This is a genomic window from Nocardia sp. PLKS1-43 (genome assembly GCF_059510335.1).
Genome location: NZ_JCAJZQ010000002.1, coordinates 653518 through 678690, shown reverse-complemented (window position 1 = coordinate 678690; position 25173 = coordinate 653518). Strand labels below are relative to the sequence as shown.

The 25173-nt window shown below is 68.7% G+C and carries 22 protein-coding genes; 10 read left to right on the top strand and 12 right to left on the bottom strand.

What is annotated here, in order from left to right; all coding sequences use genetic code 11:
* Positions 1–18: 18 nt before the first annotated feature.
* Positions 19–1311, bottom strand: coding sequence for an HRDC domain-containing protein (locus AC5WS7_RS10945; protein ID WP_495954306.1), 1293 nt, complete (start codon positions 1309–1311; stop codon positions 19–21).
* A 22-nt stretch (positions 1312–1333) separates the two neighbouring features.
* A complete protein-coding gene (locus AC5WS7_RS10940) occupies positions 1334–1972 on the bottom strand; it encodes a DUF3000 domain-containing protein (RefSeq protein WP_495954305.1) in 639 nt (212 codons plus the stop codon).
* A 232-nt stretch (positions 1973–2204) separates the two neighbouring features.
* Between AC5WS7_RS10940 and hemE the strand changes: the two genes are divergently transcribed.
* The 3 genes from hemE (at position 2205) to hemQ (ending at position 6714) form a co-directional block, all read left to right on the top strand.
* Positions 2205–3284, top strand: coding sequence for a uroporphyrinogen decarboxylase (gene hemE / locus AC5WS7_RS10935; protein WP_495954304.1), 1080 nt, complete (start codon positions 2205–2207; stop codon positions 3282–3284).
* A gap of 1207 nt (positions 3285–4491) precedes the next feature.
* Positions 4492–5841, top strand: coding sequence for a protoporphyrinogen oxidase (locus AC5WS7_RS10930; RefSeq protein ID WP_495954303.1), 1350 nt, complete (start codon positions 4492–4494; stop codon positions 5839–5841).
* A 177-nt stretch (positions 5842–6018) separates the two neighbouring features.
* Positions 6019–6714 (top strand): hydrogen peroxide-dependent heme synthase, encoded by a 696-nt coding sequence (gene hemQ, locus AC5WS7_RS10925; protein WP_495954302.1) that lies wholly within the window; start codon positions 6019–6021, stop codon positions 6712–6714.
* A 96-nt stretch (positions 6715–6810) separates the two neighbouring features.
* On the opposite strand, the gene msrB is transcribed toward hemQ, so the two are convergent.
* The 4 genes from msrB to AC5WS7_RS10905 all read right to left on the bottom strand — a co-directional run bounded on the left by msrB (position 6811) and on the right by AC5WS7_RS10905 (position 11217).
* Entirely contained in the window at positions 6811–7254 is a 444-nt protein-coding gene (gene msrB, locus AC5WS7_RS10920) for a peptide-methionine (R)-S-oxide reductase MsrB (RefSeq protein WP_495954301.1), read from the bottom strand.
* 37 nt (positions 7255–7291) lie between these two features.
* A complete protein-coding gene (locus AC5WS7_RS10915) occupies positions 7292–8644 on the bottom strand; it encodes a glycosyltransferase family 87 protein (protein WP_495954300.1) in 1353 nt (450 codons plus the stop codon).
* Positions 8645–8851: 207 nt separating this feature from the next.
* Positions 8852–10411, bottom strand: coding sequence for an alpha/beta fold hydrolase (locus AC5WS7_RS10910; RefSeq protein ID WP_495954299.1), 1560 nt, complete (start codon positions 10409–10411; stop codon positions 8852–8854).
* 32 nt (positions 10412–10443) lie between these two features.
* Positions 10444–11217 (bottom strand): pyrimidine reductase family protein, encoded by a 774-nt coding sequence (locus AC5WS7_RS10905; RefSeq protein ID WP_495954531.1) that lies wholly within the window; start codon positions 11215–11217, stop codon positions 10444–10446.
* Positions 11218–11252: 35 nt separating this feature from the next.
* Between AC5WS7_RS10905 and zapE the strand changes: the two genes are divergently transcribed.
* Entirely contained in the window at positions 11253–12272 is a 1020-nt protein-coding gene (zapE, locus tag AC5WS7_RS10900; RefSeq protein ID WP_495954298.1) for a cell division protein ZapE, read from the top strand.
* 103 nt (positions 12273–12375) lie between these two features.
* Complete coding sequence (locus AC5WS7_RS10895; RefSeq protein WP_495954297.1) at positions 12376–13185, top strand: tyrosine-protein phosphatase; 810 nt, start codon at positions 12376–12378, stop codon at positions 13183–13185.
* 61 nt (positions 13186–13246) lie between these two features.
* Here AC5WS7_RS10895 and AC5WS7_RS10890 read toward each other — a convergent pair whose 3' ends face one another.
* Positions 13247–13816 carry a GNAT family N-acetyltransferase gene (locus AC5WS7_RS10890; RefSeq protein ID WP_495954296.1) on the bottom strand — a complete coding sequence of 190 codons (570 nt, stop codon included), beginning with the start codon at positions 13814–13816 and terminating at the stop codon, positions 13247–13249.
* Between the two features lie 41 nt (positions 13817–13857).
* On the bottom strand, positions 13858–15066 hold the full coding sequence (locus AC5WS7_RS10885; protein WP_495954295.1) for an MFS transporter: 1209 nt from the start codon (positions 15064–15066) through the stop codon (positions 13858–13860).
* 215 nt (positions 15067–15281) lie between these two features.
* Between AC5WS7_RS10885 and AC5WS7_RS10880 the strand changes: the two genes are divergently transcribed.
* Positions 15282–16307 (top strand): hypothetical protein, encoded by a 1026-nt coding sequence (locus AC5WS7_RS10880; RefSeq protein WP_495954294.1) that lies wholly within the window; start codon positions 15282–15284, stop codon positions 16305–16307.
* Here the strand turns inward: AC5WS7_RS10880 and AC5WS7_RS10875 are convergent.
* Together AC5WS7_RS10875 and AC5WS7_RS10870 are read right to left on the bottom strand one after the other, a co-directional pair.
* Complete coding sequence (locus tag AC5WS7_RS10875; protein WP_495954293.1) at positions 16279–17469, bottom strand: hypothetical protein; 1191 nt, start codon at positions 17467–17469, stop codon at positions 16279–16281. The two genes, AC5WS7_RS10880 and AC5WS7_RS10875, sit on opposite strands and share 29 nt — an antisense overlap.
* A gap of 174 nt (positions 17470–17643) precedes the next feature.
* On the bottom strand, positions 17644–19035 hold the full coding sequence (locus tag AC5WS7_RS10870; RefSeq protein WP_495954292.1) for an MFS transporter: 1392 nt from the start codon (positions 19033–19035) through the stop codon (positions 17644–17646).
* Positions 19036–19264: 229 nt separating this feature from the next.
* Between AC5WS7_RS10870 and AC5WS7_RS10865 the strand changes: the two genes are divergently transcribed.
* From AC5WS7_RS10865 to sigJ, 3 genes are all read left to right on the top strand, one after another.
* Complete coding sequence (locus AC5WS7_RS10865; protein WP_495954291.1) at positions 19265–20032, top strand: ArsR/SmtB family transcription factor; 768 nt, start codon at positions 19265–19267, stop codon at positions 20030–20032.
* A gap of 587 nt (positions 20033–20619) precedes the next feature.
* Positions 20620–21801: an NAD(P)/FAD-dependent oxidoreductase gene (locus AC5WS7_RS10860; RefSeq protein ID WP_495954290.1), complete on the top strand. Its 1182-nt coding sequence runs from the start codon at positions 20620–20622 to the stop codon at positions 21799–21801.
* On the top strand, positions 21798–22694 hold the full coding sequence (gene sigJ, locus AC5WS7_RS10855) for an RNA polymerase sigma factor SigJ (protein WP_495954289.1): 897 nt from the start codon (positions 21798–21800) through the stop codon (positions 22692–22694). Before AC5WS7_RS10860 ends, sigJ begins: the two co-directional genes overlap by 4 nt.
* Positions 22695–22702: 8 nt before the next feature.
* Here the strand turns inward: sigJ and AC5WS7_RS10850 are convergent, their stop codons facing one another.
* Complete coding sequence (locus AC5WS7_RS10850; protein ID WP_495954530.1) at positions 22703–23041, bottom strand: DUF4345 domain-containing protein; 339 nt, start codon at positions 23039–23041, stop codon at positions 22703–22705.
* Positions 23042–23087: 46 nt separating this feature from the next.
* On the bottom strand, positions 23088–24038 hold the full coding sequence (locus AC5WS7_RS10845) for an alpha/beta hydrolase (protein ID WP_495954288.1): 951 nt from the start codon (positions 24036–24038) through the stop codon (positions 23088–23090).
* Between the two features lie 241 nt (positions 24039–24279).
* Between AC5WS7_RS10845 and AC5WS7_RS10840 the strand changes: the two genes are divergently transcribed.
* Positions 24280–25128, top strand: a complete 849-nt coding sequence (locus AC5WS7_RS10840; protein ID WP_495954529.1) for a 3-hydroxybutyryl-CoA dehydrogenase — start codon at positions 24280–24282, stop codon at positions 25126–25128.
* The last annotated feature ends 45 nt before the right edge of the window (positions 25129–25173 follow it).

Genomic DNA, 25173 nt, shown 5'->3' with positions numbered 1-25173 from the left:
CGGGCTAGGCGGCGGCCGTTAGTTGTGCGGCGCGCTGGGCCGGTCGGCGAACAGGGCCGCGGCCAGAGGCGCGGCATCGAGTTCTCGCTGCCAGGGCCGGGCCCCGCCGCACGCCAGGTAGTCGTCGATGGCGTGGACCGGATCGTCCGGCACTGTGCCGGAACGGAATTCGGGCAGCCCGTCCCAGCAGAGGCGGCGCAGCAGGTCCGGGGTCAGCAGGTTCTCCACCGGAACCGCATAGCGCGTCGACAGCTCGTTCATGGCGAGGCGGGCCGCGGCGAGGCGGGCCGCGGCGACCGGGTCGCGCCGTTCCCAGCGGTTCACCGGCGGCGGGCCGTCGAAGGGCTGGCTGAGTGTGGGCAGCTCCGAATCCGGAAGGGCGCGTGCGCGTTCCACCGCAGCGAGCCAATCGCGCGAGTACCGGCGCTGGCGCGGACCGCCGAAGACCGGCAGGGCACGCAGTGCGGCAATATTCTTCGGGTCCGCGGCCGCAGCCGCCACGATCGCCGAATCCGGCAGTATCCGTGCCGGTGCGACATCTCTGGACCTGGCCAAATTGTCACGGGTGGACCATAACTCGCGGACCACCGCGAGCTGGCGCGGACGGCGCAGGGTATGGATGCCCGAGGTGCGCCGCCACCTGTCCGGCTTGGGCGCAGCTGGTCCGGTCGTGCGGACGTGCTCGAATTCCTGTGCCGCCCAGTCGGTCTTGCCCTGTTCGCGAAGCGACTCGGCGACCGCCTCGCGCAGGTCCAGCAGCAGTTCCACATCGAGTGCGGCGTAGTTGAGCCAGTCGGCCGGTAGCGGGCGGGTGGACCAGTCGGCGGCGCCGTGGCCTTTGCGCAACTCGTGCCCGAGCAGTTTGTCCACCATCGCGGCCAGACCCACTCGCTCGAATCCGGCCAGCCGCCCACCCAATTCGGTGTCGAACAAATGCGCCGGGCGCAAGCCGAGTTCGGCCAGCCCGGGGAGGTCCTGATCGGCCGAATGCAGCACCCATTCCAGATCGTTGATCGCCTCGGCCAGCGGCTCGAGTGCGTCGGCCACCGGAATCGGGTCGATGAGTACGGTGCCGGACCCCTTGCGGCGCAACTGGATCAGATAGGCGCGATTGGAATAGCGAAATCCCGAGGCGCGTTCGGCATCGACCGCCAGCGGGCCGGTACCGGCGGCCAACCGCGCGGCCACCTCTTCGACGGCCCGCGCCGTATCCGTGACCGGGGGCACGCCCTCGGCGGGCTCGAGCAGCGGGACGGCGGCAACGTCCCGGTCCTCGCCCTGGAACTTCGCGGACTCGTCGGCAACTGACATAGCCAAGAACTCTACGTGGCGGTCAGAACTGGTCGTCGGTATTCTGCGGACGAGGCCGCAAATGAGTGATGCCCGCGGGCGGTAAACCGGCCGCGTAGGCCAGTACTTCACAGAATGCCTCGACGTGCGGTCCGAGTTCGGTGGAGTCCACAGTCCAGGAGGCTCGCAATTCCAGCTGGTAGGCGCGTGGCGGCCCGGCGATATCGCCGTACCGGATGGAACTGGTCGAGGTGACGGTGCCGCCGAGCGCGGTGAACGACTCCTCGCGCGATTCCAGCGCGTCCACCAGCCAACTCCAGGCGACCTCCGGCAACAGCGGATCCCCGGCCAGTGCCGCATCGATATCGGCCTGGATGTAGGCGACGAGCCGGAACACTCCGTGCCAGGCGTCTTGGCCGTTCGGATCGTGCAGCAGGATCAACCGGCCGAATGCGTCATCCTCGGAGTCGACGGGAATCACATTGGTTTCCGGGTGCTTTACTTCGGCGCCGATGGCATAGGAATACGGAGCCAAGCGTTGCGGTGGTCGAATCGGTGCAAGCTCGATCCGGGGATGCACGGATGCGGTGCCCATCGCATCGACCGCGGCGCGAAACTGGGCGGGTTCGCCGGCTGAGCCCGGGGTCGGTGCGGCGCCGTCGCGGAAGTCGAGCGGTGTCACGAATGTGAACCTATCCCCGAACCGCTCGCTGGGACCGGAGGCGCGCCGTGACACGGCCTTCGCGCCACGGCGACGGATTCCGGCATTTCGAGGCTCAGCACCCGCGCGGTGTCCGGTAACCGGTCCCGGTACCTGTCGCGCGTCCGGGCCACAGGTCTTGCCGCAAACCGGAGAATTGGGGTGATGCGGGGGTTCGAGTGGCGCTTAGGGGCGGTGTCGGTGGTCGCATACGATGGCCGTGATGAGCACACCAATACGTCGCCGGTTGTCCGACGCGCCGTTCCTCGCCGCCGCCAGTGGAGCGAGCCCGACACGGCGTCCTGTCTGGTTCATGCGACAGGCGGGGCGGTCCCTTCCGGAGTACCGCGAGGTGCGTGCCGGGATCGGCATGCTGGAGTCCTGTTTCGACCCGGAGCTGCTCTGCGAGATCACCATGCAGCCGGTTCGCCGGCACGGGGTGGACGCGGCGATCCTGTTCTCCGACATCGTCGTTCCGCTCAAGGCGGCCGGGATCGATCTGGATATCGTGCCCGGGGTCGGGCCGGTCGTGGCGAATCCGGTGCGTTCGACCGCCGATGTGCGGGCGCTGCCGCGGTTGCGGCACGAGGAGGTCGGCGCGGTCGCCGAGGGAGTGCGGCTGCTGGTGGGTGAACTCGGCGATACACCGTTGATCGGATTCGCCGGTGCCCCTTTCACTCTCGCGTCCTATCTGGTCGAGGGCGGGCCCAGTAAGAATCACGAGCGCACCAAGGCGATGATGCTCGCCGACCCGGACACCTGGCACGAGTTGCTCGGTGTGCTGACCGATATCACCATCGAATTCCTGCGCGCCCAGCTTGCCGCGGGCGTGGACGCGATGCAGTTGTTCGACTCCTGGGCGGGCGCACTGTCGCTGGCACAGTACCGGGAGTTCGTCCTGCCGCATTCGGAACGGGTCTTCGCCGAGGTCGCCGCGGTCGCCGGACCGGGAGTGCCGCGTATCCACTTCGGCGTCGGCACCGGCGAACTGCTCGGCGCGATGGGCGAGGCCGGGGCCGATGTGGTCGGGGTGGACTGGCGCGTCCCGCTGACCGAGGCCGTGCGGCGCATCGGACCCGGAAAGGCGTTGCAGGGCAACCTCGATCCGGCCACGCTGTTCGCCGGACCAGAGGTGCTCGAGCGAGAAGTGCGCCGCATCGCCCACGAGGCCGACGAGGCGATCACCCTGGGCGCGACGGGCCACATCTTCAACCTCGGCCACGGCGTGCTCCCCGACACCGATCCCGGCGCCATCACAGCCGTCGTCGACCTGATCCACAGTTTGCCTCTGTAGAGCCGCGGTCTGAGAAGATCTGCGGCTCGGTGGGAGGCTGCGGCCTGGAAGGCTTTGTGGCCTCGGGAGAGTTGAGGTTGGGGAGTTGTGGTTTGGTGAGGGCTGTGGCTCGAGCGAGCTGCGGCCTGGTGCGCGTTTTGCCTCGGGGGAGCGGCTGGTGCGTCGCATCGCGCACGATGCGATCACCCTCGGTGCGTCGCGCCGCATCTTCAACCTCGGCCACGGTCTGCTCCCCAACTGGCCCGGCGCCATCACAGCGTGGTGGACCTGATCGACAGTTTGCCTCTGTAGAGCAGCGGTCCGAGAAGATCTGGGGCCCGGTGAGAGCTGCGGCTGCAAGGCTCTGTGGCTCCGGGAGAGTTGAGGTTGGGGAGTTGTGGTTTGGTGAGGGCTGCGGCTCGGGCGGGCTGCGCCCGGTGGAAGTTTCGCCTCTGGGGAGCGGGAGGTGCGTAGCATCGCGCACGGTGCGATCACCCTGGGCGCGTCGTCGGCCATGGCGTGCTCCCCAACTGACCCGGCGCCTTCACAGCCGTGGTCGACATGATCGACAGTTTGCCTCTGTAGGGCAGTGGCCTGGGGAAAGCTGTTGCTTGAAGGGATCTGTCGCCAAGGGAGAGTTGCAGCTCGGGGGAGTTGTGGCCCGGAGTACTACGGCTCGGGTGAACGGCGGCTTGGTCAAACTGCAGCCTGGTGAGGCTGCGGTTCGCAGGAACTGCCGTCTGGTGAGGGGGCGGCTCGGGCGAGAGTGTTGGCCTGGTGAGAGTTGCAGCTCGGGCGAGAGTTGCGGTCTGGTGAGAGTTGCGGCACGGGGGCAGAGAACTGCGGCTTGGTGAGGTTGCGGCACGGGGGAAGAGAGAGCTGCGGCTGGTGAGGGCTTTGGTCTGGTGAAGGGTTCGGCCCGGGGAGCTGCGGCCCGCGGCAGCATAGCGGCTCGGAACAGCTGCAGCCGGGCAGAGCTGCCGCGTGGGGCAGGGTGCGGGGCTCGGGTGGGGAGGCGCGCTGATCGACTGTCCTGTCGCCATGTCGGGCGAAGGCGCTCGATATTTGGGCGGTGGATTCGCGCGGGCGGTCGATTCGTGGCGTACTGGCGCCGGGGGCCGGGCATCGGGTGCGCTGGGTTGGCCGTACGCGGCGGCGGTGGGTTGCCGAGTAGGTTCGATACGGGCTCGGTGAGGCAGGCTCGTCGGTGCGGTGAGGAGTGTGGTCGATGCGGGTCGCGGTGGTCGGTGCGGGGATCAGCGGGCTGGTCGCGGCCTATCGGTTGCGGGCGGCGCTGGGAGCCGAGCTGGAATTGGTGCTCGTGGAGCGGCGGGAGCGGATCGGGGGAACCTTGCACACCGGTGTGCTCGCGGGCGGTCCGGTGGATCTGGGCGCGGAAGCATTCGTCGGGCGGCGGCCCGAAATCCCGGCTCTGCTGCGCGAATTGGGGCTCGCGGACCAGTTGGTGCATCCCTCCGGCCGGCGGCCGCTGATCTGGGCAGGCGGTGCGGCACATCCGATGCCGGCGGGCACGTTGATGGGCATTCCCGCACACGCGAATTCCTTGGCCGGACTCGTGGACGAGGCGACGCTGCGCCAGATCGCCGCGGAGCCGGACCGGCCGCTGCACTGGACGTCCGGTGACGACGTCTCGGTGGCGGACCTGGTGGCCGAGCGCTTCGGCGCACAGGTGGTGAGCCGCAGCGTGGAGCCGCTGCTGGGCGGAGTGTATGCGGGACTGGCGAATTCGATCGGGGTGCGGTCCGCCCTGCCGGGTCTGGCCGCGGCCCTCGACGCGGGCGCGCCGAATCTGACAGCGGCGGTGTCGCGAGCGTTGCCACCGCCCTCGGACGCACCGGTTTTCGGCGGCATTCGCGACGGTTACCGCGTCCTGCTCGACGCGCTGCTGGCCGCCGCCGACCCGGAACTCGACGTCGATACCACCGCGGCGGACCTGACGCGCACCTCGCACGGTTGGCGGCTGGAGCCGGTCGGGGAGTGCGACGCGGTCGTCCTGGCAACACCGGCACCCGTCACCGCCGATCTGCTGGCCACGTCGCTGCCCGAGGCCGCCCGCGCGGCCGCGCGGATCGAGTTGTCCTCCTCGGCGGTGGTGGCGCTGGCATTGCCGGCGGACACCCCGCTGCCGGAGAACTCCGGCATCCTGATCGCCACGGGAGAATCGTTGCGAGCCAAGGCTTTCACGCTCTCCAGTCGCAAGTGGCCGCATCTGGCCGATCGCGACGTCGCGATCGTGCGTGCCTCGTTCGGCCGGTTCGGTGACGACAGCCTGCTGGCGCTCTCGGATACCGAACTCGTCACCGCCGCGACCGAGGATCTGGCGACCGTGACCGGGATCTCGATCCGGCCGGTCGCCTCCGCGGTTCAGCGCTGGCGTAGCGGCCTGCCGCAATACGCCCCCGGGCACACCGAGATCGTGTCCGCGATCGAATCGGCGGTCGCCGCGACACCCGGGCTCGCGGTGGCGGGCGCCTACCTGCACGGTGTCGGCGTTCCGGCCTGCGCGGCATCGGGAACGGCCGCCGCCGAGCAAATACTCGCCGGCCGAACGCGCTGAATCGACGCGGCTGATGGGTGTCGTCATGTGAAAAAGGTTGGCACTCAAGGAGTTACAAGTCCACAACTATCGGATTCCCGCACCCGCTACCCGGATCCGCACCCGGTGTCGGCGGCGTTTTCGCCGGTAAGCGGTGCGGCTGTGTCTCCCGGCCATCCGCAGTGGCACGATAGGGGTATGGCACGACTCGATTACCAGGCGCTCAATTCCACCATCCGGTATCTGATGTTCTCGGTGTTCCAGGTGCAGCCCGGGGTTCTGGGCGAGGACCGGGAGGCCGCGATCAAGGAGGCGCGTGCTTTCTTCGACGGTCTCGCCGACAAGGGCGTGGTCGTGCGCGGCCTGTACGACGTCGCCGGAATGCGCGCCGACGCCGATTTCATGGTCTGGTGGCACGCCGACCGGATCGAGGATCTGCAGGCCGCATACGCCGATCTGCGCCGCACCACCGAACTGGGCCGGGCCAGTGCCCCGGTGTGGAGCAACGCCGCGGTGCACCGCCCGGCCGAGTTCAACAAGAGCCACATCCCGGCCTTCCTGGCCGGTGAGGAGCCGGGCAACTATCTGTGCGTCTACCCGTTCGTGCGCTCGTACGACTGGTATCTGCTGCCCGACGCCGAACGTCGCAAGATGCTGGCCGACCACGGTAAAGAGGCTCGTGACTACCCCGACGTGCGCGCCAACACCGTCCCCGCCTTCGCCCTGGGCGACTACGAGTGGATTCTGGCGTTCGAGGCGCCCGAGTTGCATCGCATCGTCGATCTGATGCGCGATCTGCGCGCCACCGAGGCCCGGCGGCACGTGCGCGAGGAAGTTCCCTTCTTCACCGGTCCGCGCGTCGAACTCGAGCAGTTGATCGCCTCGCTGCCCTGATCGCTGTCGCATACCGGTTCGAACCAAGCATCGCGTGCCCCGGTAAATCGGGTCATGCGCGGTACCGGTTACGCGCCGTACTGTACCCCCGTCGTCTCAGTGTGTTGCGTCGTCCGAGGGGTGCAGGCGCAGCGAGATCGAGTTGATGCAGTACCGCTTGTCGGTCGGGGTCGGGTATCCCTCCCCCTCGAAGACGTGGCCGAGGTGGCTGTGGCAATTGGCGCACAGCACCTCGACACGCCGCATGCCCAGCGAGTCGTCGGTGCGCAGCAGCACGGCGTCCGAATCCGCCGGATCGAAGAACGACGGCCAGCCGCAGTGCGAATGGAACTTCTCGGTGCTGCGGAACAGCTCCGCGCCACAGGCTCGGCATGCGTAGACGCCGGCGGTTTCGGTATCGGTGTATTCGCCGGTGTAGGGCCGCTCGGTACCGGCCTCCCGCAGTACCGCGTACTCCTGCGGATTGAGCTTGGCCCGCCATTCCTGCGGGGTCAGCACGATCTTGGGTGCGGGCAGCGACGTCTCGGACTCGGAACTCATAGGCCGATTCTAATGAGACTGGAACGCCGGCCGGCGTTCAGCGTAGAACGCCCGCCTCGTCCGGTGCGGTGCTGGGTTGCTCGTCGTCCGGATCGACCAGCTCGGTGGTCGCACTGGTCTGCGGAGCCCCGGTCCGTGGCGGCTGAGGAGCGTCTGGCAGGGGCGCGGGATTGTGGCCGGGCTGCAGGAACGACGGGTCGATGCCGGAGTCGAGCCGGCCTTCGCGCCGCGCGCTCAGATACCGGTCGCCGAGTACGCAGAACGTCACGAACAGCAGCAGGCCCCAGCCGAAGGTGATTCGCAGGTACTCGAGGTCCCGGCCCAGGCTCTGCCAGTGGTCCAGCAGCCATTTGTCGAAGGTGGTGAAGCCGAATATCGCCAGCCAGGCGGGCCAGTTCCGCAGCACCGAATTGCGCAGCACCACCGTCATCAGGAACGGGAACAGCAGCATCGAGTAGTACTGCTGGCCCAGCCCGCTGATCAGGAACTCGGCCAGCAGCAGAATGCCGGAACTGGTGCAGATGAAGAACAGCTCGTCGTGGCGGTAGTACCGGTACAGGAGCCACAGCGAGATCAGCACGAGCACGCCCATCCCGATCCGGATACTCCAGACCAGTGGTGAGGGCAGCCCCCAGTAGGCCGCGGTGCCGGGAATCGAGCTGTTGAAGTAGTCGCGGGCCTGAATCGAATACGGCAGGGTCCGATGCAGGTAGTCCATCGGATCCTTGATCAGCGGCAGTGCGATGGCCGTCAGCGCGATCGGCACGCCGAGCGCGGGCAGGAAGACCTTCCACTGCCGCCGCATCAGCGGGATCAGCAACATCGGCGCGATCGTGGGTTTCACGGTGATCGCCAAACCCATCACCGCGCCGGCCCACAGTTCCCGCCGAGCGAGCAGCAGGATGATGAAGACGACCTCGGCAAGCAGGATGCATCCGTTCACATTGCCGAAAGCCAGTGTGTTGATGACGGTTTCGGAGGCGAACATCAGCAGCAGCGTCAGCGGCGCGGCATAGGATTTGATGCTGAATTTGAACAGCGCGAGCAGCAGGTACCAGGCGATCAGCATAGCCACCGCGTTGACTCCGACGAAGCACCACTTCGACTTCTCGGGGTCGATGATCGCCAGCGGCGCGATCAACAGGGTGCCGCCCGGCGGATACAGGTAGTGCGGATCCACCAGGTCGAAGTTCTCGGCGTATATCGAGCGTCCGTTCAGAAACGCCAGGGACGCCTTGTAGACCGGTGCGAAATCGTCGGTGATGTTGAAGTTCGTCGCCTTGACGAAGACCTGATGCAGTACGGTCATGACCGCGAAAGGCCATAGCGCGAAGTTCAGGACCTCGGAGGTCGTACGAGCGGTGCGCGGCTCGAGCTGACGAAGGAACACTGGGGCACGGTACACCGGAAAGTACCCGGACCGTTGCTCGGACCCGCCGAAACCGTGGCTCGGGCGCCGTCTCCGCTCCGCTCGGGCGCCGCCGTCCGCGGTCCCGCGAGCCGGATCGCCGGGTGACGGCACAACGCGGCCCTGGCATCTCGGCAGCGATACGGACCACCGGCGTAGTCGTTCGGTCCGGATCGGCGGCGCGAGCGATCAGGCGGGACAGGCCGTTCCGTCGGCGGGTAACGTCGCATCCTTCAGGTAGCCGACCAGGTTCTGCTGCACGCACGCCGAGTGCGTGAACACCGGATAACCCCAGCCTTGCCAGGTGACGCTGGCGCTGCGCGCGCCCGCCGCGCCGAGCACGCCGGTGACCGAGGGACGCGCGTCGCTGCCCGCGATCGGGTTCGCGTCGTTGCCCAGAACCAGGGTGGGCAGGGGGAACGTGGTGGGCAGCTGCGCCGGATTCGGCGTCGGCCAGGCGGTACATGCCATGAGACCGATCGCCGCGGCCTTGCCGAAGACGGGGTACTGCTTGGCCCAGGCGGTCTGGAGTTGTTGCACCCGATCCGGAGTCGCCGGTTTCTGGTTGTCGCTGCAGGTCGAAACGAACTGCCCGTCGGCGTCCGTGGCGGCGGACTCCTTGCCGATCAGCTGGTTCAGCGCGTCGTTGTCCCCGCGGCCCGCCGCGGACAACGCATCGGCCAGGTCGGCGGTGTGATTGGCCTGATCGGCGCGCGGATCGGCGAGGAATCCGGACACGGCGGTCAGTAGCGCGTTCGCGGAGATGCCGCCGAGCTGCCCCGCGGCCGCCCGGTTGACCAGTGCGATGATCGCGCCGCGCGGATCGCTGCCCAGCGCGCAGTTCAGTGCGGCACAGCGTTGCGCGAAGGCGGTCAGCGCGGCTTCGGAGCCCTTGACGCGCTGTTCGGCGCGAGTCGCGGAATCGGCCTTGGCGGCAACCGGGGAATCCAGGACGAGCCGGGCCAGGTGTTCGCCGTACTTGGCGGCGTAGGCCAGCGCCACCCGCGAGCCGTCACCCGCGCCCAGCAGTGCGATGTGGTCGACCTGCCACTGCTTGCGCAGCTGATCGAGGTCGTCGGCGGCGTGCCCGGCATCGAAGGTGCCCTGATAGGGCTGCAGGAAATCCTGACAGGCGATCGTGGCGTCCTGGCTGACCTTGGCCATCGCGGCGATCTGGTTGCCCCCGGCGAACTGGTCGTTGTCCGCGAGGCCGCGCCTGGTGTCGTCGGTCAGGCAGTTGATCGGCTGGGAACTGCCGACCCCGCGCCGGTCCACCGCGACGATCGGATGTGCGGCCAGCACCGCGGAGTTGGGGCCGGTGACGAGTCCGGCGAGGGTCGCGGTGGAGGAGCGGTCCGCACCGGAGGTGAGTACCAGCGGCGCGGCGTTCACGGGGGTCTGCGGCAGGCGGGCGCGTACGGCGGCGTTGCGGAAAGTGCCCAGTACCGCGCCCCCGGCATCGATCGGGGTGGAGTAGTCGGCGCATTCGAAGATCAGTCCGCCCGGTGGCGCGCCCAGGCCCAGCGCGTTGAACGTGGACGCCGCGCAGTCGTGCCAGCCCAGATCGGTCTTGGGCGTCTCGGCCGACGGCGGCGCCGCGGGGGCAGAGGAGGTGGTTGCGGCCGAGCCGCCGGAATGCGGGCGGGCCTCGGCGATTCCCGGACGATCGGACGGGCCGGCGCCGCAGGCGGCGGTGAGGAGGATCGTCAGCGATGACGATGCCAGCAGTGCGGCTCGAGTCCTGCGCATGCGTTACAGCCTGCCAGGTCCGGCGGGTGCCTTCAGCCTTGGGTGCGGGCGCGTTCCCAGCGGGTCAGGATCGTGCCGTCCTCGTCCAGGATCGCGTGACGTAAGGTCATCGGGGTCGGCAACGCCTTGGGAGACACCGCAATTCGGCTCGCGGTACCGCCGATGAGCAGCGGCGATGCGGTGAGGCAGAGTTCCTCCACGACACTCGCGGCAATCAGGTCGCCGAACAACGAGGGGCCGCCCTCGCACAGCACGCGCAGCAGTCCGCGTTGCGCCAGGACCGCGCGAATTTCCGCTGGTGTCACCGCGGCTTCGCCGCACTCGATCACCTCCGCGCCCGCGTCGGCGAGTGCGCGCTTGCGGTCGGCCGGCGCGCTGACGGTGGTGAGGATCATCGGCGGCCGGTCGGTGTCGGTGAACAGCCGTCCCACCGGATCCAGCGCGGCGCCGGCGGTCACCACCGCGATCGGGGGCGGCGAGCCGTCCGGGCTGCCGCCGAGACCGTGGTGGAACAGCCGCAGGCGTCGATGGGCATCGGTCCGCGCGCCGCCGTAATTCTCCTGACGTGCGGTCCCCGCGCCGACCAGAACCACATCGGCCAGATCTCGCAGGATCTGGAACACCGCGTGATCGGACGGACTCCCCAGCCCACCCGACCGGTCGTCCACGGTCGCCGCGCCATCGATGCTGGTGACGAAGTTGACTCGGATCCAAGGGGATTCGAGCGAGGCCGGGTAGGCGTAGAGCCGCACGAGGTCGTCGGAACCCAGGGTTGTGAACTGGATCGCATTGGGCATACGTTGCATAAACACCGATCACACCACGTCAGTACGCTACTTGCGTGCAGCAACGCCTCGTCGATCGCCATCCGGAGGTTCCGGCCGATCAGCTCATCGCCCAGATGGTGCCCCCGCCCACATTCGACGAGGTGAGCTTCGACTCCTACATTCCGGACCCGAACGAGCCCACCCAGGCCGAGGCCGTGCGCAAGGCGCGCGATTTCGCCGCGCGGGTCGCCTCGATCCACGCGGCCGCGAACCGCAGGAGTCTGTTCGGCAAGAAGAAGCACGCCCAGGGTGCGGGCCTGTATCTGGACGGCGGCTTCGGCGTCGGCAAAACGCACCTGCTGGCCTCGATCTTCCACGCCTCGCCCGAGGCGAAATCGTTCGGCACCTTCGGCGAGCTGACCAATCTGGTGGGCGCGCTGGGCTTCACGAACGCGGTGGATCGGCTCGCGGGCAACAGTGTGCTGTGCATCGACGAATTCGAGCTCGACGATCCGGGCGACACCACCCTGGTGTCGCGGTTGTTGACCGAGCTGACCGCGCGCGGGGTGTCGGTCGCGGCGACCTCCAATACGCTGCCCAGCCAGCTCGGTGAGGGCCGTTTCGCGGCGCAGGATTTCCTGCGGGAGATCAAGAAACTGGGATCGCTGTTCGAGACGGTGCGGGTGGACGGTCCGGACTACCGGCATCGCGACCTGCCGCCCGCCCCCGAGCCGGCCGCGCCCGAGCTGCTGGCCGAGAAGGCCGCGGCCACACCGGGTTCCACGCTCGACGACTTCGACGCGCTGCTGCGGCATCTGAGCACCCTGCACCCCTCGCGATTCGGTGCGCTGATCTCCGGGGTGAGCGCGGTGTTCATCTCCGGCGTGCACGAGGTGACCGATCAGGCGGTGGCGTTGCGCGTGGTGGTGCTGGCCGACCGCCTGTACGACGCCGGAATTCCGGTGACGGTGTCCGGCGCCAAACTGGACGCGATCTTCTCCCAGGAGATGCTCGACGGCGGTTACCGCAAGAAGTACCTGCGGGCGATCTCCCGGCTGCTCGCGCTCTCGCGGTACGAGGTGCCCGCGGGCTGATCGCGCGGTACCGTCACGTGCGGCATCGAAGTCCCGGACGGTCGTCCAGGATGGCGGCGTCCGATCTCGCGCGGATCGCCGACCCGAGCAGATCGGAGTTGTGATGGTCCATCGTTCGATCCGTGTCGTAGCCGCTCTGGCCGCCGCGGCGACGATCGCCCTCGGGCTCGCGGTGGGCAGCGCCGCGGCCGCGGACCCGCCCGTGGCGACCACATCGGTCGTGGCCACCACCGGCCAGCGAGCCGTCCCACTGCAGGGCGTGGTCAACGCTCGCGACCTCGGCGGTTATCGCACCACCGACGGCCGTGTGGTGCGCACCGGCTTGGTGTATCGCAGCGGCGAGCTGGCCAAGGCGACCGACGCCGACCTGGCCGCCCTCACCACCCGTGCGGTTCGTTCCGTCCACGATCTGCGCACCGGTTACGAGCGTGTATTGTCCCCGGACCGGATTCCGGCCGGCGCGACCGCGCACTGGAACGACGTCATCGGCCAGGCGCCGCCGCAGGTGCTCGTCTCGACCCTGTTCGCCGGAGCCGACCTGTACCGGGCGTTCATCACCGCGCCGGGCGCGAATCAGGCCTTCGCCGACGTCGTGCGCGACATCTCCCGCTCCGGCGACGGTGCCGTGCTCTTCCACTGCACCGCGGGTAAGGATCGCACCGGCTGGATGTCGGCGGTGCTGCTGACCGCCCTGGGCGTGGACCGAAAGACGGTCGGCTACGACTATCTGCTGTCGAACTACTACCGCAATGCCCGCGACGGCGATCTGGTCGACGGTGTCGCCCTCTCGGCACTCGACGCGGCCTTCGGCCAGGTCGACAAGTCCTACGGCAGCTTCGACAACTACCTCCACCAGGGACTGAAGCTGACCGACGCCGATATCGCCGCGTTGAAGGCCAAGTTGCTGCGCTGATCGGCCGGGCGGCACCCGGTGGGCGGTGGCTGTGACAGCCGGGGGCGCGAGGCAGCCGGGCTCAGTCCGACGAGGCGGGTTCCAGGGCCAGCTGCATGAGGTAGTCGTGGCACACCGAGCCGCCGACGGTGAAGGTGCGGGTGCCGACCGTCCGGAATCCCCGTTTGGCGTAGAACCGCTGGGCGCGGGCGTTGTCCTGGTTGACGCCCAGCCACACGCCCGCGTAACCGTTGTCGCGTGCGTGTTTCAGGGCCGCGGTCATCAGGGCGGTCGATACGCCGCTGCCGTGGTGCCCGGCCAGGACGTACATCTTGTTGATTTCCAGCACCGGCCGAAGATCCACCGCCCGCGCGACGACCGGATCGGTCGGGTCACCCCCGATCAACATGGTGTAGCCCACGATCTGCCCGCCGGATACAGCTTTGAGCACCGTGCGATCCGGATCGCTGAGGTAGTCGCCGAACCGTTCGTCCGAGAGCGTCTCGTCGATGTAGGTCTCGATATCGGCCACCGCGAGTCCGGGCGGACACGCGAGCGGGAACGTGGCGGCAGCGACGTCGGAGATGGCCTCCGCGTCCCAGAGGCCGGCACGGTCCACCGTGACCATCGTGTCGTCGTTCACGTGATCCATCGCATCACACCGGCCCACCGGACGGGGCGGTGGCGTGCCGGTCAGGCCGATTCGTCCGGTTCGCGCGCGGTGCGGGCGGTTCGTGCGTGGAACGTGCGGGCGAACAGCACCAGCACCGCGGCGAACAGCAGCGGTATGACGAAGCCGATGCGCAGGCTCGCCACGTCGGACACCGCGCCCACCACGCCGCCGCCGATCAGGGTCCCCGCGTAGTTGAACAGGTTCAGCCGAGCGATCACCGCGTCGAGTCCGGGGCCGCCGGTGAGTCGTCCGGCCTCGCTGAAACACAGCGGGGCGATCACGGGCAGGCCGATTCCGGCGATCAGGAATCCGATCAGCGCGGCTATCGGTCCGGGTGCGCTCACCACGACCAGCAGTCCGATCACGCCGATCAGGGCCGCGACGAGCACGACCGCGCGCGGCCCGAACCGGCGCACCCACAGATCGCCGGTGAGCCTGGTCAGCAGTGAGGCACCCTGGTAGGCGGCCAGGGCCAGCGCGGCGGTCGCCGAGGAGGACAGCAGTTCGTTCTTCAGATACAGCGCCGACCAGTTGCCGACCGCCAGATCGATGGCGAACACCAACGCCATCGCGATACCCAGGGCCAGATAGGCCCGCAGCGGAACGATCGCCGCGCGCTCGGCCTCGGTGGGTTCGGCCTCGGCCTGCCGGGTGCCCAACAGCCGCGGTCCGAATACGAACCCCGCCACCAGCACCACCAACGCCGCGACGAATACCGCCTCGGTCCACGTGACGTGGAATTTCTCGCATCCGGAGACGAACAGTGCGCCCAGGATCGATCCCGCACTCCACGCGGCGTAGAACGACGACAACACGAACCGCCCGTATCCGTGCTGGATGAATACCGCCTGCATGTTGGTGCTCGCGTCGACGATGCCCACGGCGACGCCGTACCCGCTCAATGCCGCGAACAGCAGCGCCTTGTCCGGTGCGAAGGCGATGACCGCGCCGGTGACCGCGATCAGCGCGAGTCCGGTCCGCAACGTCACCCGGCTGGACCAGCGAACCGCAAGCTGTTCGGCCACAACGCTTCCCACCGCCGCCAGCAGTGAGATGACGACCACCGCGACCAGGATCAGGGTATCGCTCAGGCCGAACCGCGACTGTGCCTGCGGCAGTTCGGTGAGGATCACGGCCAGGAAGAAGCCCTGGAGTGCGAACGCCACCGAATTGGCCTGCCGCGCGGCGCGCAGCGGCGACGATACATTCATGTATTCGGTGGGGGTCATCAGCGCAGCGTAACGGCCGGGGTTCGGTGCGCCAAGGTCGAATTCGCTGCCTGTGACACCGTTCGGTTGCCGCGCGCGGGTCTCATGATCACGCGCGGCTCCCGGTTGCATAACGAAAGTGGGCAGGACGCGGTGCCGACCGGCGATCTTTACGGCACTCTAGAGGGGGCGGTTTCGGATGTGCCGCCGGTGACGGTGTAGGGGCGATGGATCGCATGGGCGAGCGTAGCGAGCGGGTAGTCGGCACGGCCGGGCCACTGGCGCGGGCCGGAACCGAGCGGCGAGGTGCGGGCATGGTCGAACATGACAGGCGCACTGACGCCGGACCGGGGCAGGCGTTACTGCTGACCGCTCCCGAACCCGCGGAACTTCCTGCGGTGGAACCGAATCCGCGTGGACATCAGCCGGGTGTGCGGTGCCGCGAGCCCGGCTGCGGCGACTGCCACTGGGATGTGCAGCGGTTCAAGTACTGGCTGCGCGGGCGGCTGCTGGCCGAGGGCGCCGACGACGCCGAGGTGGACAAGGCGGTGGGTGCCCAGACCCCAGGACTGTTGTGGCGCAAGGACTCTCGAATATGTGCGATCGAGGTGTGCAGTGCGCCGGTACATGTCGGCTTCGCGCTCGAGCGCGCGGCCCGGCTGCGCGCGGTCGGCGTCGACGAGGTGCTGTGGCTGTGCCCGCCGGGATTCTGGGTCGCGCAGGTGCCGGGTGTGGCGGTGGACGACTTCGCCGCCGAGGGTTGTGACTACCGGTTGGTCTCCGGCCTGCTCGAGGCCGGGCCGAACGGGTTCGCGCGGCCTCGGGAGCAGCCGTGGACGGTGCGGGAATTCATGCAGGAGTGGGTCGCCGCGAAGGTTGCCTTCGGATATCGCGACGAGACCGCAGGAGGTTGGGCGACGGTGAGCACGTGGGAGCAGCACACGCGGGCGCAGGCCGCCGTGATCGCGCAGCAGCGGCAGGAACTGGTGAATCAGCGCACCGCACTGGCGTTGGCGCGCAAGGCGACTCGGGACAAGGCCAAGCAGGTGCACAAGCTCATGCACCGGCTCGAGCGGACCGAGCAGGTGGCCGAGGAACTCGACAGCGCGCGTCGCCGCCTGGCCGACCACGGCCGGATCGATGCCACGTTGCGCCTGACGATCGCGCGGCAGCGCACGGCGGTGATGCACTGGCAGTTGATCGCCTGTTTCGCCCTGCTGGTCATCGTGGCCTTCATCGCTTCGGCGATGATCCTGCACTGAGCCGGAACGGGCCGCGCTCCCAGCGCCAGCCGTGGCGCAGCGCCATGGCGCTGAAATCGGTGAGCCCGATCTCGGTCTCGTCGCGATAGCGGCGGAACTCGGTCCAGTCCACCGGGCCTTCGGCCAGGCGGTTGCGCAGGATGTTCTCCGCGGCCGCGGAGACGGTGTGCGCGCGCAGGTCCGGCTCGCCCAGCCGGCTGCCGGTGAACACCAGATGGCCCCAGCCGCGATCGTGTGCGGCGGCGCGGGCGGCCGCCAGCTTGATTCGATTGCCGTACACCGCGATCCGCGCCAGCGGGACGACATCGATCAGCAGCGCCCGCCCGTCGGTGAGCCGGGCGGCGGCGGTGGGGTAATGCACCCGGTCGATCTCGTCGAGGCGGTAGTCGACCGCGAGCGGTCGTTCGGTGTAGGCGGCGACCTGTTCGCTCTCGTCGAGCATGCGCAGCAGCCGCGCCTCCAGGGCCGTGTCGAAACTCGTTTCGCGGCCGAGCTTTTCGGCGAAGATCGAGCCGCGAGCGTCGTCGTCGGTATCGACCGTGGTCAGTGGCGACTCGGGCAGCGGCGTGGCCGCGCCGCTCGCCCAGTCCGTCCGCCGGAGTAGCGGAATGAGCTGTCCGGCAACGGGTTCGGTGAATCGCGGTACGGCGTGCCAGCGGCCGCGCTGCTGCCATCCGGCGATCTGCTGGAAGACGAAGCCCGCCACCCGCTTCGCGTCCATCAGCGCGTGGCCGGCCAGCCGCAGTCGCAGGTAGGCCAGATCCTGTCCGGCGATATCGGTGTCGGTCGCGTAGATCTCGCCGAGCAGGGTGCGCACCAGTCGCTGATCGCCCCAGCCGACCGGATAGCGAGCGGCAAAGATCGCGGTATCGGGCAGCCCAGTGGCCTGCGCCCGCCGGATCATCTGGCCGACGGCGCGAGTGTACAACTGGCGCACCCGATCTCGGGACAGTTCGTATCGCGCCCCGATGAGGGTGAGCGTCTCGGGGCGTTCGCCGTCCAGGCCGAGCCGCTGAGTGATGAGCTCACCGTCGCGCGGACGCTCCTGCGCCTGCTCGGCGACCATCGCGGCCACCGTCTCGTCGATCTGCTCGAGTTCGAACGTGACGGTGTCGCGCAGATCGTCGGGCACGCCGGTATGCCCGTCCACGGTCCGGCTCATCTTCACAACTCCGTATCCTCGCTCCGACGCTGCGCTCGGGCGTTTGCGCCGCGCCCTCGGCCTCGGCTCCGGCCGGGACACGACACGCTTTCGCTCGTTCGTTCGAAAAGCCTATCCCGGCGGGCGTTCGGCGGGTGGGAAGCGGTGCTGTGTCGGGCGGCGAGGACGCCCGGATCACTCGTTCCGGGGACGTCCCGCGACGCCGTACGCGGTGACCGCCAGCGCCCCGGCCCAGGCCACGGCGGACGCGATGGTCAGCAGATGAATCGCGGCGATGAAGTGCGGCCCGGCAGGGGATCCCGCGATCGCGCCGAAGATCGCGACGCCGCTGGCGGTGCCGATCTGCCGTGCGGTGTTGGAGGTTCCGGTCGCCAGCCCCGCGCGGTCGGGAGGCGTGGCACGCACCACCGCCGCCACCACCGAAGCGGTCACCAGTCCGGCGCCGCAGCCCAGGATGCCGAATCCGGCCAGCAGCCAGCCGATTCCGCCGGTTGCCTGCAACCGGGTCAGCAACAGGGTGCCCACGATCGCGATCGCGCATCCCAGCGCGACCGCCGTGCGCGGCCCGCGCCGCGCGGTGATCCGGCCCGATACCGGGGCCAGTACGACCAGGGGCACCGCGAGCGGCAGCACCGCCAGCCCGGCCACCAGCGGCGAACAGCCCAGGACGTCCTGCAAATACAACATGGTGACGAACAGCAGCCCGTTGAAGATCAGGTTCATGGTCAGTGCGACCACATTGGGGCTCAGAAAATCCCTGCGGCGCAACAGGTCCAGGGGAAGCACCGGATTCGCGCCGCGTGCGGACGAGAGCAGCGCGGTGGCCAGGGCCGCGAACGTCAGCACGGCCGCGGTGATGATCGTCGGCCACCCGGCGCGGTGCCCGATCGAGATGACGGTGAATACCAGCCCGCCGAGACCGACGACGAATCCGGCGAGGCCGGCCGGATCGATCCGTTCGCGCTCCTGGCCCGGACGGTTCGGCACCGTGCGCAGGGTCGCGACGATGACCAACGCGGTCAGCGGCACATTGATCCAGAACACCGGGCGCCAGCCGAGCCAGCCGGTGAGCAGTCCGCCCAGCAGTGGGCCCGCGGGCAGTGCCAGCGAGGAGATCGCCGCCCAGGTGCCCAGCGCCCGCGCCTGCGCGCCGCGATCCGGGAACACCTCCACGATGACCGCCATCGTGCCGGGCAGCAGGAGCGCCCCGCCCACTCCCTGGACGATTCGCGCGCCGATCAGTACGCCGATATTCGGTGCGATCGCGCAGATCAGCGAGGCCGCGCCGAATACCGCGAAGCCGGTGAGCAGCACTCGGCGGTGCCCGATCCGGTCGCCGATGGTGCCGCCGGCCAGGAGTAGTCCGGCGATGGCGACCACGTATCCGTCGACGACCCACTGCAGCATCGCCACATCCGAACGCAGGCCGTGTCCGATGCTCGGCAACGCGACGTTGACGATCGTGACGTCCAGTAGCACCAGGAACATGCCCGCACACATCACTCCCAGCACCCGGCCGGGCCTGATCCGAGACGAGTCCCGCGTGATCGGTTTCGAAATGCTCATGCCGCCAAGTGTTTCGCCGAAAAGCTTCGGTATGGGCCGAAGAATGGGCGTGCACCTCATCGGCCTGTCGGCCCGGCCGATCGCTACGAGGAGATCTCGATGCCGCCGGTAGCCACGAGATGGCCGTTCGATCCGCGACGCCGTGCGCGCTGTGGAATTCAGCTGTTCGGGCAGCGGCGGCAATGATACTTCGGTGTGCGCCGAAGTGTCCTGGGTGCAGACTGGTGCCATGACGGATGACCGGCCACTGCACGGATACGCCGATGTCGCGTCGATCGGGGCGCTGCTGGCCGATGCGACGCGGGCGCGGGTCCTGATCAGCCTCGCCGACGGCCGCGCGCTACCGGCTTCGGTGCTCGCCGCAGAGGCGGGCGTGGCGGCCTCCACGGCCAGCGAACATCTCGCACGGCTGGTGGACGGCGGCCTGCTGAGCGTGGAACGTTCCGGCCGCCACCGCTATTACCGGCTCGCCGACGCGAAGGTCGGCATCGCGCTCGAGGCGGTGGCGGCGCTGGCTCCGACCCGTCCGGTGCGTTCGTTGCGGGAATCCACCCGGGCGGCGGCCTTGCGCCGGGCCCGCAGTTGTTACGACCACCTCGCCGGTCGGCTCGGCGTCGCGGTCACCGAGGCGCTGCTCGACCACGGTGCGCTGATCCGCGGTGACGGTCTGCGCGGTGTCGAACGCGCCGACGGGGACCGGTTGTCCGCTCCGGTCCGTACTCATCCGTACCAGCTGGGGCCGGAGGCCGAACCGGTCTTCACCGCCCTGGGCGTCGACCTGGCCGCCGCCCGCTCCCAGCGCCGCCCGCTCCTGCGCTTCTGCGTCGACTGGAGCGAGCAGCGTCACCACCTCAGCGGCGCCCTCGGCGCGGCCCTGCTGACCCGGATGGAGTCGGCCGGTTGGCTGGTCCGCCACCACACCCGCCGCACCCTGCAACTCACCGATTCGGGCGCACACGCCCTGGACCGCATCCTCGGCGTCGAACTCGCCGCCTGATCATCGCGCGAATACCGCTGTTGCCGAGAATGTTTCGCGGTACACACAGGTGCCCGGCGGCGTTGTCCCGTACTCATCGACGGCTTCGCGGACGAGCAGGGCGAGGTGGATCTCGTTCCGCGATTCACGCTTCGGTTCCCGGTGCGGGTGATCTGCGAACTGTATGGGGTGCCGGACGCGGATCGGTCGCGGTTGCGGATCGGGCCGACATCCTCGGGTGAAAGCATCGCGGCTCGGGGCCTGGGCCTCGTTATGGCTGTGCCGTGAGCCGGTTCGGCATTCGATCGATATCGCAGATCATCGAGGTGCTCCGCAGCTGGATTCACCAGGGGGAACCATCCAGCCGCCGAACAGGTTTCGCGCGGCTCGCGGAATTCGGGCGGCTGCACATTCCGGTTGTCGAACCCGGTAGTGCGCCTGTGCCCTCGCCGAGCACGACGCGTCGGACGGTCGACTGGGCGGGTGACCGACGCTCGACGGTGTGGTTCGAGATCGGAGGCCGGCGCGGGTTCGACCGGCTTCAGGACGGTGATGTATATCACATTCGCGCTATGTCATATTCCGGCGACCGGCGGTGTCTCGGGGACATGACCGAATACAGGACAGAGCACAGCGTCGTAGTTGTCGGGGGCGGATATGCGGGGACGGTCGCGGCCAACCGGCTGCGCAAGCGGGGAGATGTTCGGATCACCATGGTCAATCCGCGTCCGGCCTTCGTGGATCGGGTGCGGTTGCATCAGCTGGTGGCCGGAACCGGTGCGGCGACGATCGATTACGGGACGTTGCTCGGGGCGGGGATCGAGCTGGTGGTCGACCGTGCCACGCGTATCGACACCACAACTCGCACGGTGCGATTGGCGTCGGGGCGGAGGCTGGATTACGACCACGTCATCTACGCGGTCGGCAGTACCGAGGCGGTGCCGGCTGTGCCCGGCGGGGGCGAATTCGCCTGCCGCATGGGTGAATTCGAGTCCGCACAACGTCTGCGCACCCGGTTGGACGGGTTGTCCGCCGACGCGTCGATCACCGTCGTCGGCGGCGGGCCGACCGGTGTCGAGACGGCCGCCGAACTGGCCGAGCGGGGTTGGCGAGTCACTCTCGTCTGCGGCGGGACGCTGATGCCCTCGCTGAGCGCCCCGGGCCGCCGGTATGTCCGCAGGTGGTTGTCGCGACACGGTGTCACGATGCTCGAATCGGACCCGGTGCTCGAGGTACGCGCGGATGCGGTCGTTCTGACCAGTGGTGCGGTGCGCCCGAGCGCCCTGACCATCTGGACGACCGGATTCGGTGTGCCGCAGGTGGCGTCCGCGAGCGGGCTGCGCACCGACGCGATCGGCCGGCTGCTCACCGACGAGACGCTGACCAGCGTCGACGACGACCGCATCGTCGCGACCGGCGACGCCGCCGCGCCGTCGGGACAGCCGCTGCGGATGAGCAGCCAGGCCGCCGGCGCGCTCGGGGCGCAGGCCGCCGACACCGTATTGAGTCATATCGAAGGATCCGACCCCGGAGTGATCGATCTGGCACTGACCGGTGTTTGTCTGAGCCTGGGCCGCCGCACCGGCGTTCGGCAGCTCGCGCACAAGGACGACACCGCGATCAATCTGTACATCGGCGGTCGCGCTGGGGCGAAGATCAAGGAGGTGACCTGCAATTTCGCCGTGGGAAAGATGCGGCGTGAGGCCCGCGAACCGGGTTCGCTGACGTGGATCAAGGGCGGACCGCGGCCGGACTCGCGGATGAACGCGTCGGCGGTGACCTCCGCGTGATCGCCGACGAGCATGCCGAGCGGTTCACCCTGCTGCGACCGCTGCTGTTCACGATCGTCTATGAAATCCTCGGCTCGGCAACCGAATCCGATGACGTGCTGCAGGACAGCTATCTGCGGTGGGCCGAGGTGGATCTGGCGAGGGTCCGGGACACCCGGTCGTATCTGGCCCGGTTGGTGACCCGCCAGGCGCTGAACGCGCTGCGGGCCGGCGCTCGCAGACGTGAGGACTACGTCGGCCCGTGGCTGCCCGAGCCGCTGCAACTCGCCGAGCCGGACGCCGCGGCCGATGTGGTACTGGCCGAATCGGTGTCGATGGCCATGCTCGTCCTGCTGGAAACCCTCGGCCCCGACGAGCGCGCGGTTTTCGTACTGCGCGAGGTCTTCGGGTTCGATTACCCGGATATCGCCGCCGCGGTCGGCAAATCCGTGCCGGCCGTGCGTCAGGTGGCACACCGCGCCCGCGAGCACGTGCGGGCGCGGCGCAGACGTTTCGAGCCCGTGGACGCCGCGCGGATCACCCGGATCACCGAACAGTTCATGACCGCGACGACCAGCGGTGACACGCGCGGATTGCTCGCGCTGCTCGCCCCGGACGTCGCGTTCATCGCCGATAGTGGCGGCAAGGCCGTGGCGGCGCGGCGGCCGGTGCTGGGCGCGGCCCGGGTCGCCCGGTACCTGATCGACCTGTTCCGCAAGGCCGAGGGTGCGGCGGGGCTGCGGATCGAGACGGTCAACTGCAACAGCACCCCCGCGATGGCCGTCTACTCGCGCGACAGGCTGGAAGGGATCTATCTGATCGAGGTGGTGAACGACGTCATCACCACCTTCTACGCCGTGCGCAATCCGGAGAAGCTCACCGCGGCAACGGTTCCCAGGCGGATCAGCCGGTGAACCGAGCGCTAGCGGGTCAGCTCGCTCAGGTCCGCGCCGATCGAACGTCCCGTGACCTGCCGCAGTAACGGTGAATAGTTCGGTGGCACACCGATTTCGACCGCGATCGTGGCGATGTAGAACCAGTTCGGCCAGCCGGCGTACGCCACGGTCAGCAGCCGGACCAGCCCGCCGGCGAAGAAGACGAGCATCAGCAGGTGGATCAGGCCCGCGTATCGGTCCAGATCCCTCGCCCAGAGACAGAGCAGGCCGTAGGCCGGAAACAGCACCATCACCGTGCGGATATCACCGTCCAGGGTGGCGTTCGGGTGTTCGCCCCGATGATCGTGCGTGGCCCGAGGAACCAGCGTTTCGAGCCGCGACGCCGACCGGGCCGCGGCGTGGGCCGGTGAGTCAGCTGCGCTCGGCGGGCATACCGTCGAATTGTATTGCCGGGCTGCTGAATTCGCCCGTCTCCCGGGCGACCACGCATTCGGCGGCGAAGGCCAGCAGCTCGAGGTGGTAGGCCGTCGCGGTGTGCCCGATGCTGATGTTGTGTCCGGAGTTCCGCTGGATGTTCAGCACCAGTCGCGCAGCGGCGGGGAACAGTTCGGCGACCTCGAGCAGCCCGGCCGGATCGTTGCGCCATACCTTCTCGTGGTCGGCGACGGTGAAGCGCACCGGAATCCGTACTCGCGGGCCGAGTTCCGGGAAGTGCGTGGTCGCCCATTCCTGGACGAGCCGTCCCTCGAACCCCGGCCCGCCGGCGCCGATCAGCCCGCCGCCCACATGTTCGGGCGGGTACAACCGCGCGGGCTCCCAGAGCAACCGGCCCACCTTCACGTTGTCGGGCCGGGGCCGCACGGCCAGGATCTCCTCGGCCGCGGGTTGCCGCTGCCGTCCGGTCCCCGATAGTTCCATGCCCAGGAGTTGTGGCCCGCGCTCGGCGTCGGCGGCCATCCGGACCGCGGTCTCGCACCCGGCCGAATGGGCCATCAGGAATATCCCGGCGCCGCGCGATGCCGCGTCCAGATGATGGTCGATCGCGCGGTACATCAACTCGACACGCAGCCGGGGGTCCGCCAATGTCGCCGCATACGGGTGCGATCTGCCGTAACCGGGCCGGTCCAGCGCGAGCACGGTGAATCCCGCGGCGGCCGCGGTGCGCAGCAGGGACAGTTCCGGATGTCCCGGGCAGTCGAAGTACAGCGACGTTGTCGCGCCCCCGTGCAGTGCGACGACGGCAGCGCGCGGATTCCGGGCCCGGGCCAGGAGTCCGGAGATCGGAATCCCGTCGATCTCGGCGACGACCGGTTGTGGATCGCCGTCGGCGAGGATGGGGAGGTCGTTGTCGGTGACGGTCATGCGGGATCCTTCCGCCCGTGGCCTGCGCATCGGTTCCGGCCCGACCGCCGCTGATCCTGAGAGAATAAGCTTCTCGTTAGATCGAGATTATCTTCTCAATTTCGGAGAATGCAAATTACGGCCCGGGTTGTGAGGAATGTCCCATACGACGGCGGGATGTGTGTGCCGGACCGGCCCTTCGTATTCTGAGCTGTGGCCCTGGGCCGGGAACTGTTGTCGAACAGGATTTGGAGTGGTGACTGTGAAGCTGATCGGTGTGATCGGTGGCGGCACGATGGGCGCGGGCATAGCCGAGGTATGCGCGAAGGCCGGAAGTGAGGTCCTGGTCCTCGAGACGACGCAGGAGCTGGTCGATGCCGCACAGAAGCGGATCGCGGCCTCGATCTCGCGCGGTGTGAGCAAGGGCAGGATCAGCCAGGACGACGCCGACGCGGCGATCGCCCGGGTGCGGGTGACGCTGGACATCGACGACTTCGCCGACCGGGATCTGGTGGTGGAGGCGGCTCCGGAGATCGAATCGCTGAAGTACGAGATCTTCGGCAAGCTCGACAAGATCGTCAAGCCCGCCGGAATCCTGGCCACCAACACCTCGTCGATTCCGGTGATCAAGGTGGCGGGCGCGACCCAGCGTCCGGAGCAGGTGCTCGGCATGCACTTCTTCAATCCGGTGCCGGTGATGCCGCTGGTGGAGATCATCTCGACGCTGGTCACCTCGCCGGAGACCGCCGCCGCGGTCACCGATTACGCGAAGAACACGCTGAACAAGACCACCGTGCAGGCGGGTGACCGTTCCGGATTCATCGTCAACGCGCTGCTGATCCCGTATCTGTGTCAGGCGGTGCGGATGCTCGAATCGGGCTATGCGTCGGCCGAGGACATCGACGCCGCGATGAAGGGCGGCTGCGGCTACCCGATGGGGCCGCTGACCCTGCTGGACACCGTCGGCCTCGATATCGCCCTCGCCGCGTCGGAGTCGCTGTACGCCGAATTCGCCGAACCGCACTACGCGCCTCCGGCGCTGCTTCGCCGCATGGTCGACGCGGGCCGCCTGGGCCGCAAGACCGGTCGCGGTTTCTACGACTACAGCTAGGGGAGCGGGCGGGTCCGGAGCGGGCCCGCCTCACCTCGTGTTCGG

Coding starts and splice junctions, on each gene's coding strand:
- AC5WS7_RS10880 (WP_495954294.1), top strand. CDS start 15,282: ATGGGCGAGCGTAGCGAGCGGGTAGTCGGCACGGCCGGGCCACTGGCG.
- AC5WS7_RS10930 (WP_495954303.1), top strand. CDS start 4,492: ATGCGGGTCGCGGTGGTCGGTGCGGGGATCAGCGGGCTGGTCGCGGCC.
- AC5WS7_RS10910 (WP_495954299.1), bottom strand. CDS start 10,411: ATGCGCAGGACTCGAGCCGCACTGCTGGCATCGTCATCGCTGACGATC.
- AC5WS7_RS10905 (WP_495954531.1), bottom strand. CDS start 11,217: ATGCAACGTATGCCCAATGCGATCCAGTTCACAACCCTGGGTTCCGAC.
- AC5WS7_RS10945 (WP_495954306.1), bottom strand. CDS start 1,311: ATGTCAGTTGCCGACGAGTCCGCGAAGTTCCAGGGCGAGGACCGGGAC.
- hemE (WP_495954304.1), top strand. CDS start 2,205: ATGGCCGTGATGAGCACACCAATACGTCGCCGGTTGTCCGACGCGCCG.
- AC5WS7_RS10860 (WP_495954290.1), top strand. CDS start 20,620: ATGACCGAATACAGGACAGAGCACAGCGTCGTAGTTGTCGGGGGCGGA.
- AC5WS7_RS10870 (WP_495954292.1), bottom strand. CDS start 19,035: ATGAGCATTTCGAAACCGATCACGCGGGACTCGTCTCGGATCAGGCCC.
- AC5WS7_RS10885 (WP_495954295.1), bottom strand. CDS start 15,066: ATGACCCCCACCGAATACATGAATGTATCGTCGCCGCTGCGCGCCGCG.
- AC5WS7_RS10895 (WP_495954297.1), top strand. CDS start 12,376: ATGGTCCATCGTTCGATCCGTGTCGTAGCCGCTCTGGCCGCCGCGGCG.
- AC5WS7_RS10865 (WP_495954291.1), top strand. CDS start 19,265: ATGACGGATGACCGGCCACTGCACGGATACGCCGATGTCGCGTCGATC.
- AC5WS7_RS10875 (WP_495954293.1), bottom strand. CDS start 17,469: ATGAGCCGGACCGTGGACGGGCATACCGGCGTGCCCGACGATCTGCGC.
- AC5WS7_RS10845 (WP_495954288.1), bottom strand. CDS start 24,038: ATGACCGTCACCGACAACGACCTCCCCATCCTCGCCGACGGCGATCCA.
- msrB (WP_495954301.1), bottom strand. CDS start 7,254: ATGAGTTCCGAGTCCGAGACGTCGCTGCCCGCACCCAAGATCGTGCTG.
- AC5WS7_RS10890 (WP_495954296.1), bottom strand. CDS start 13,816: ATGGATCACGTGAACGACGACACGATGGTCACGGTGGACCGTGCCGGC.
- hemQ (WP_495954302.1), top strand. CDS start 6,019: ATGGCACGACTCGATTACCAGGCGCTCAATTCCACCATCCGGTATCTG.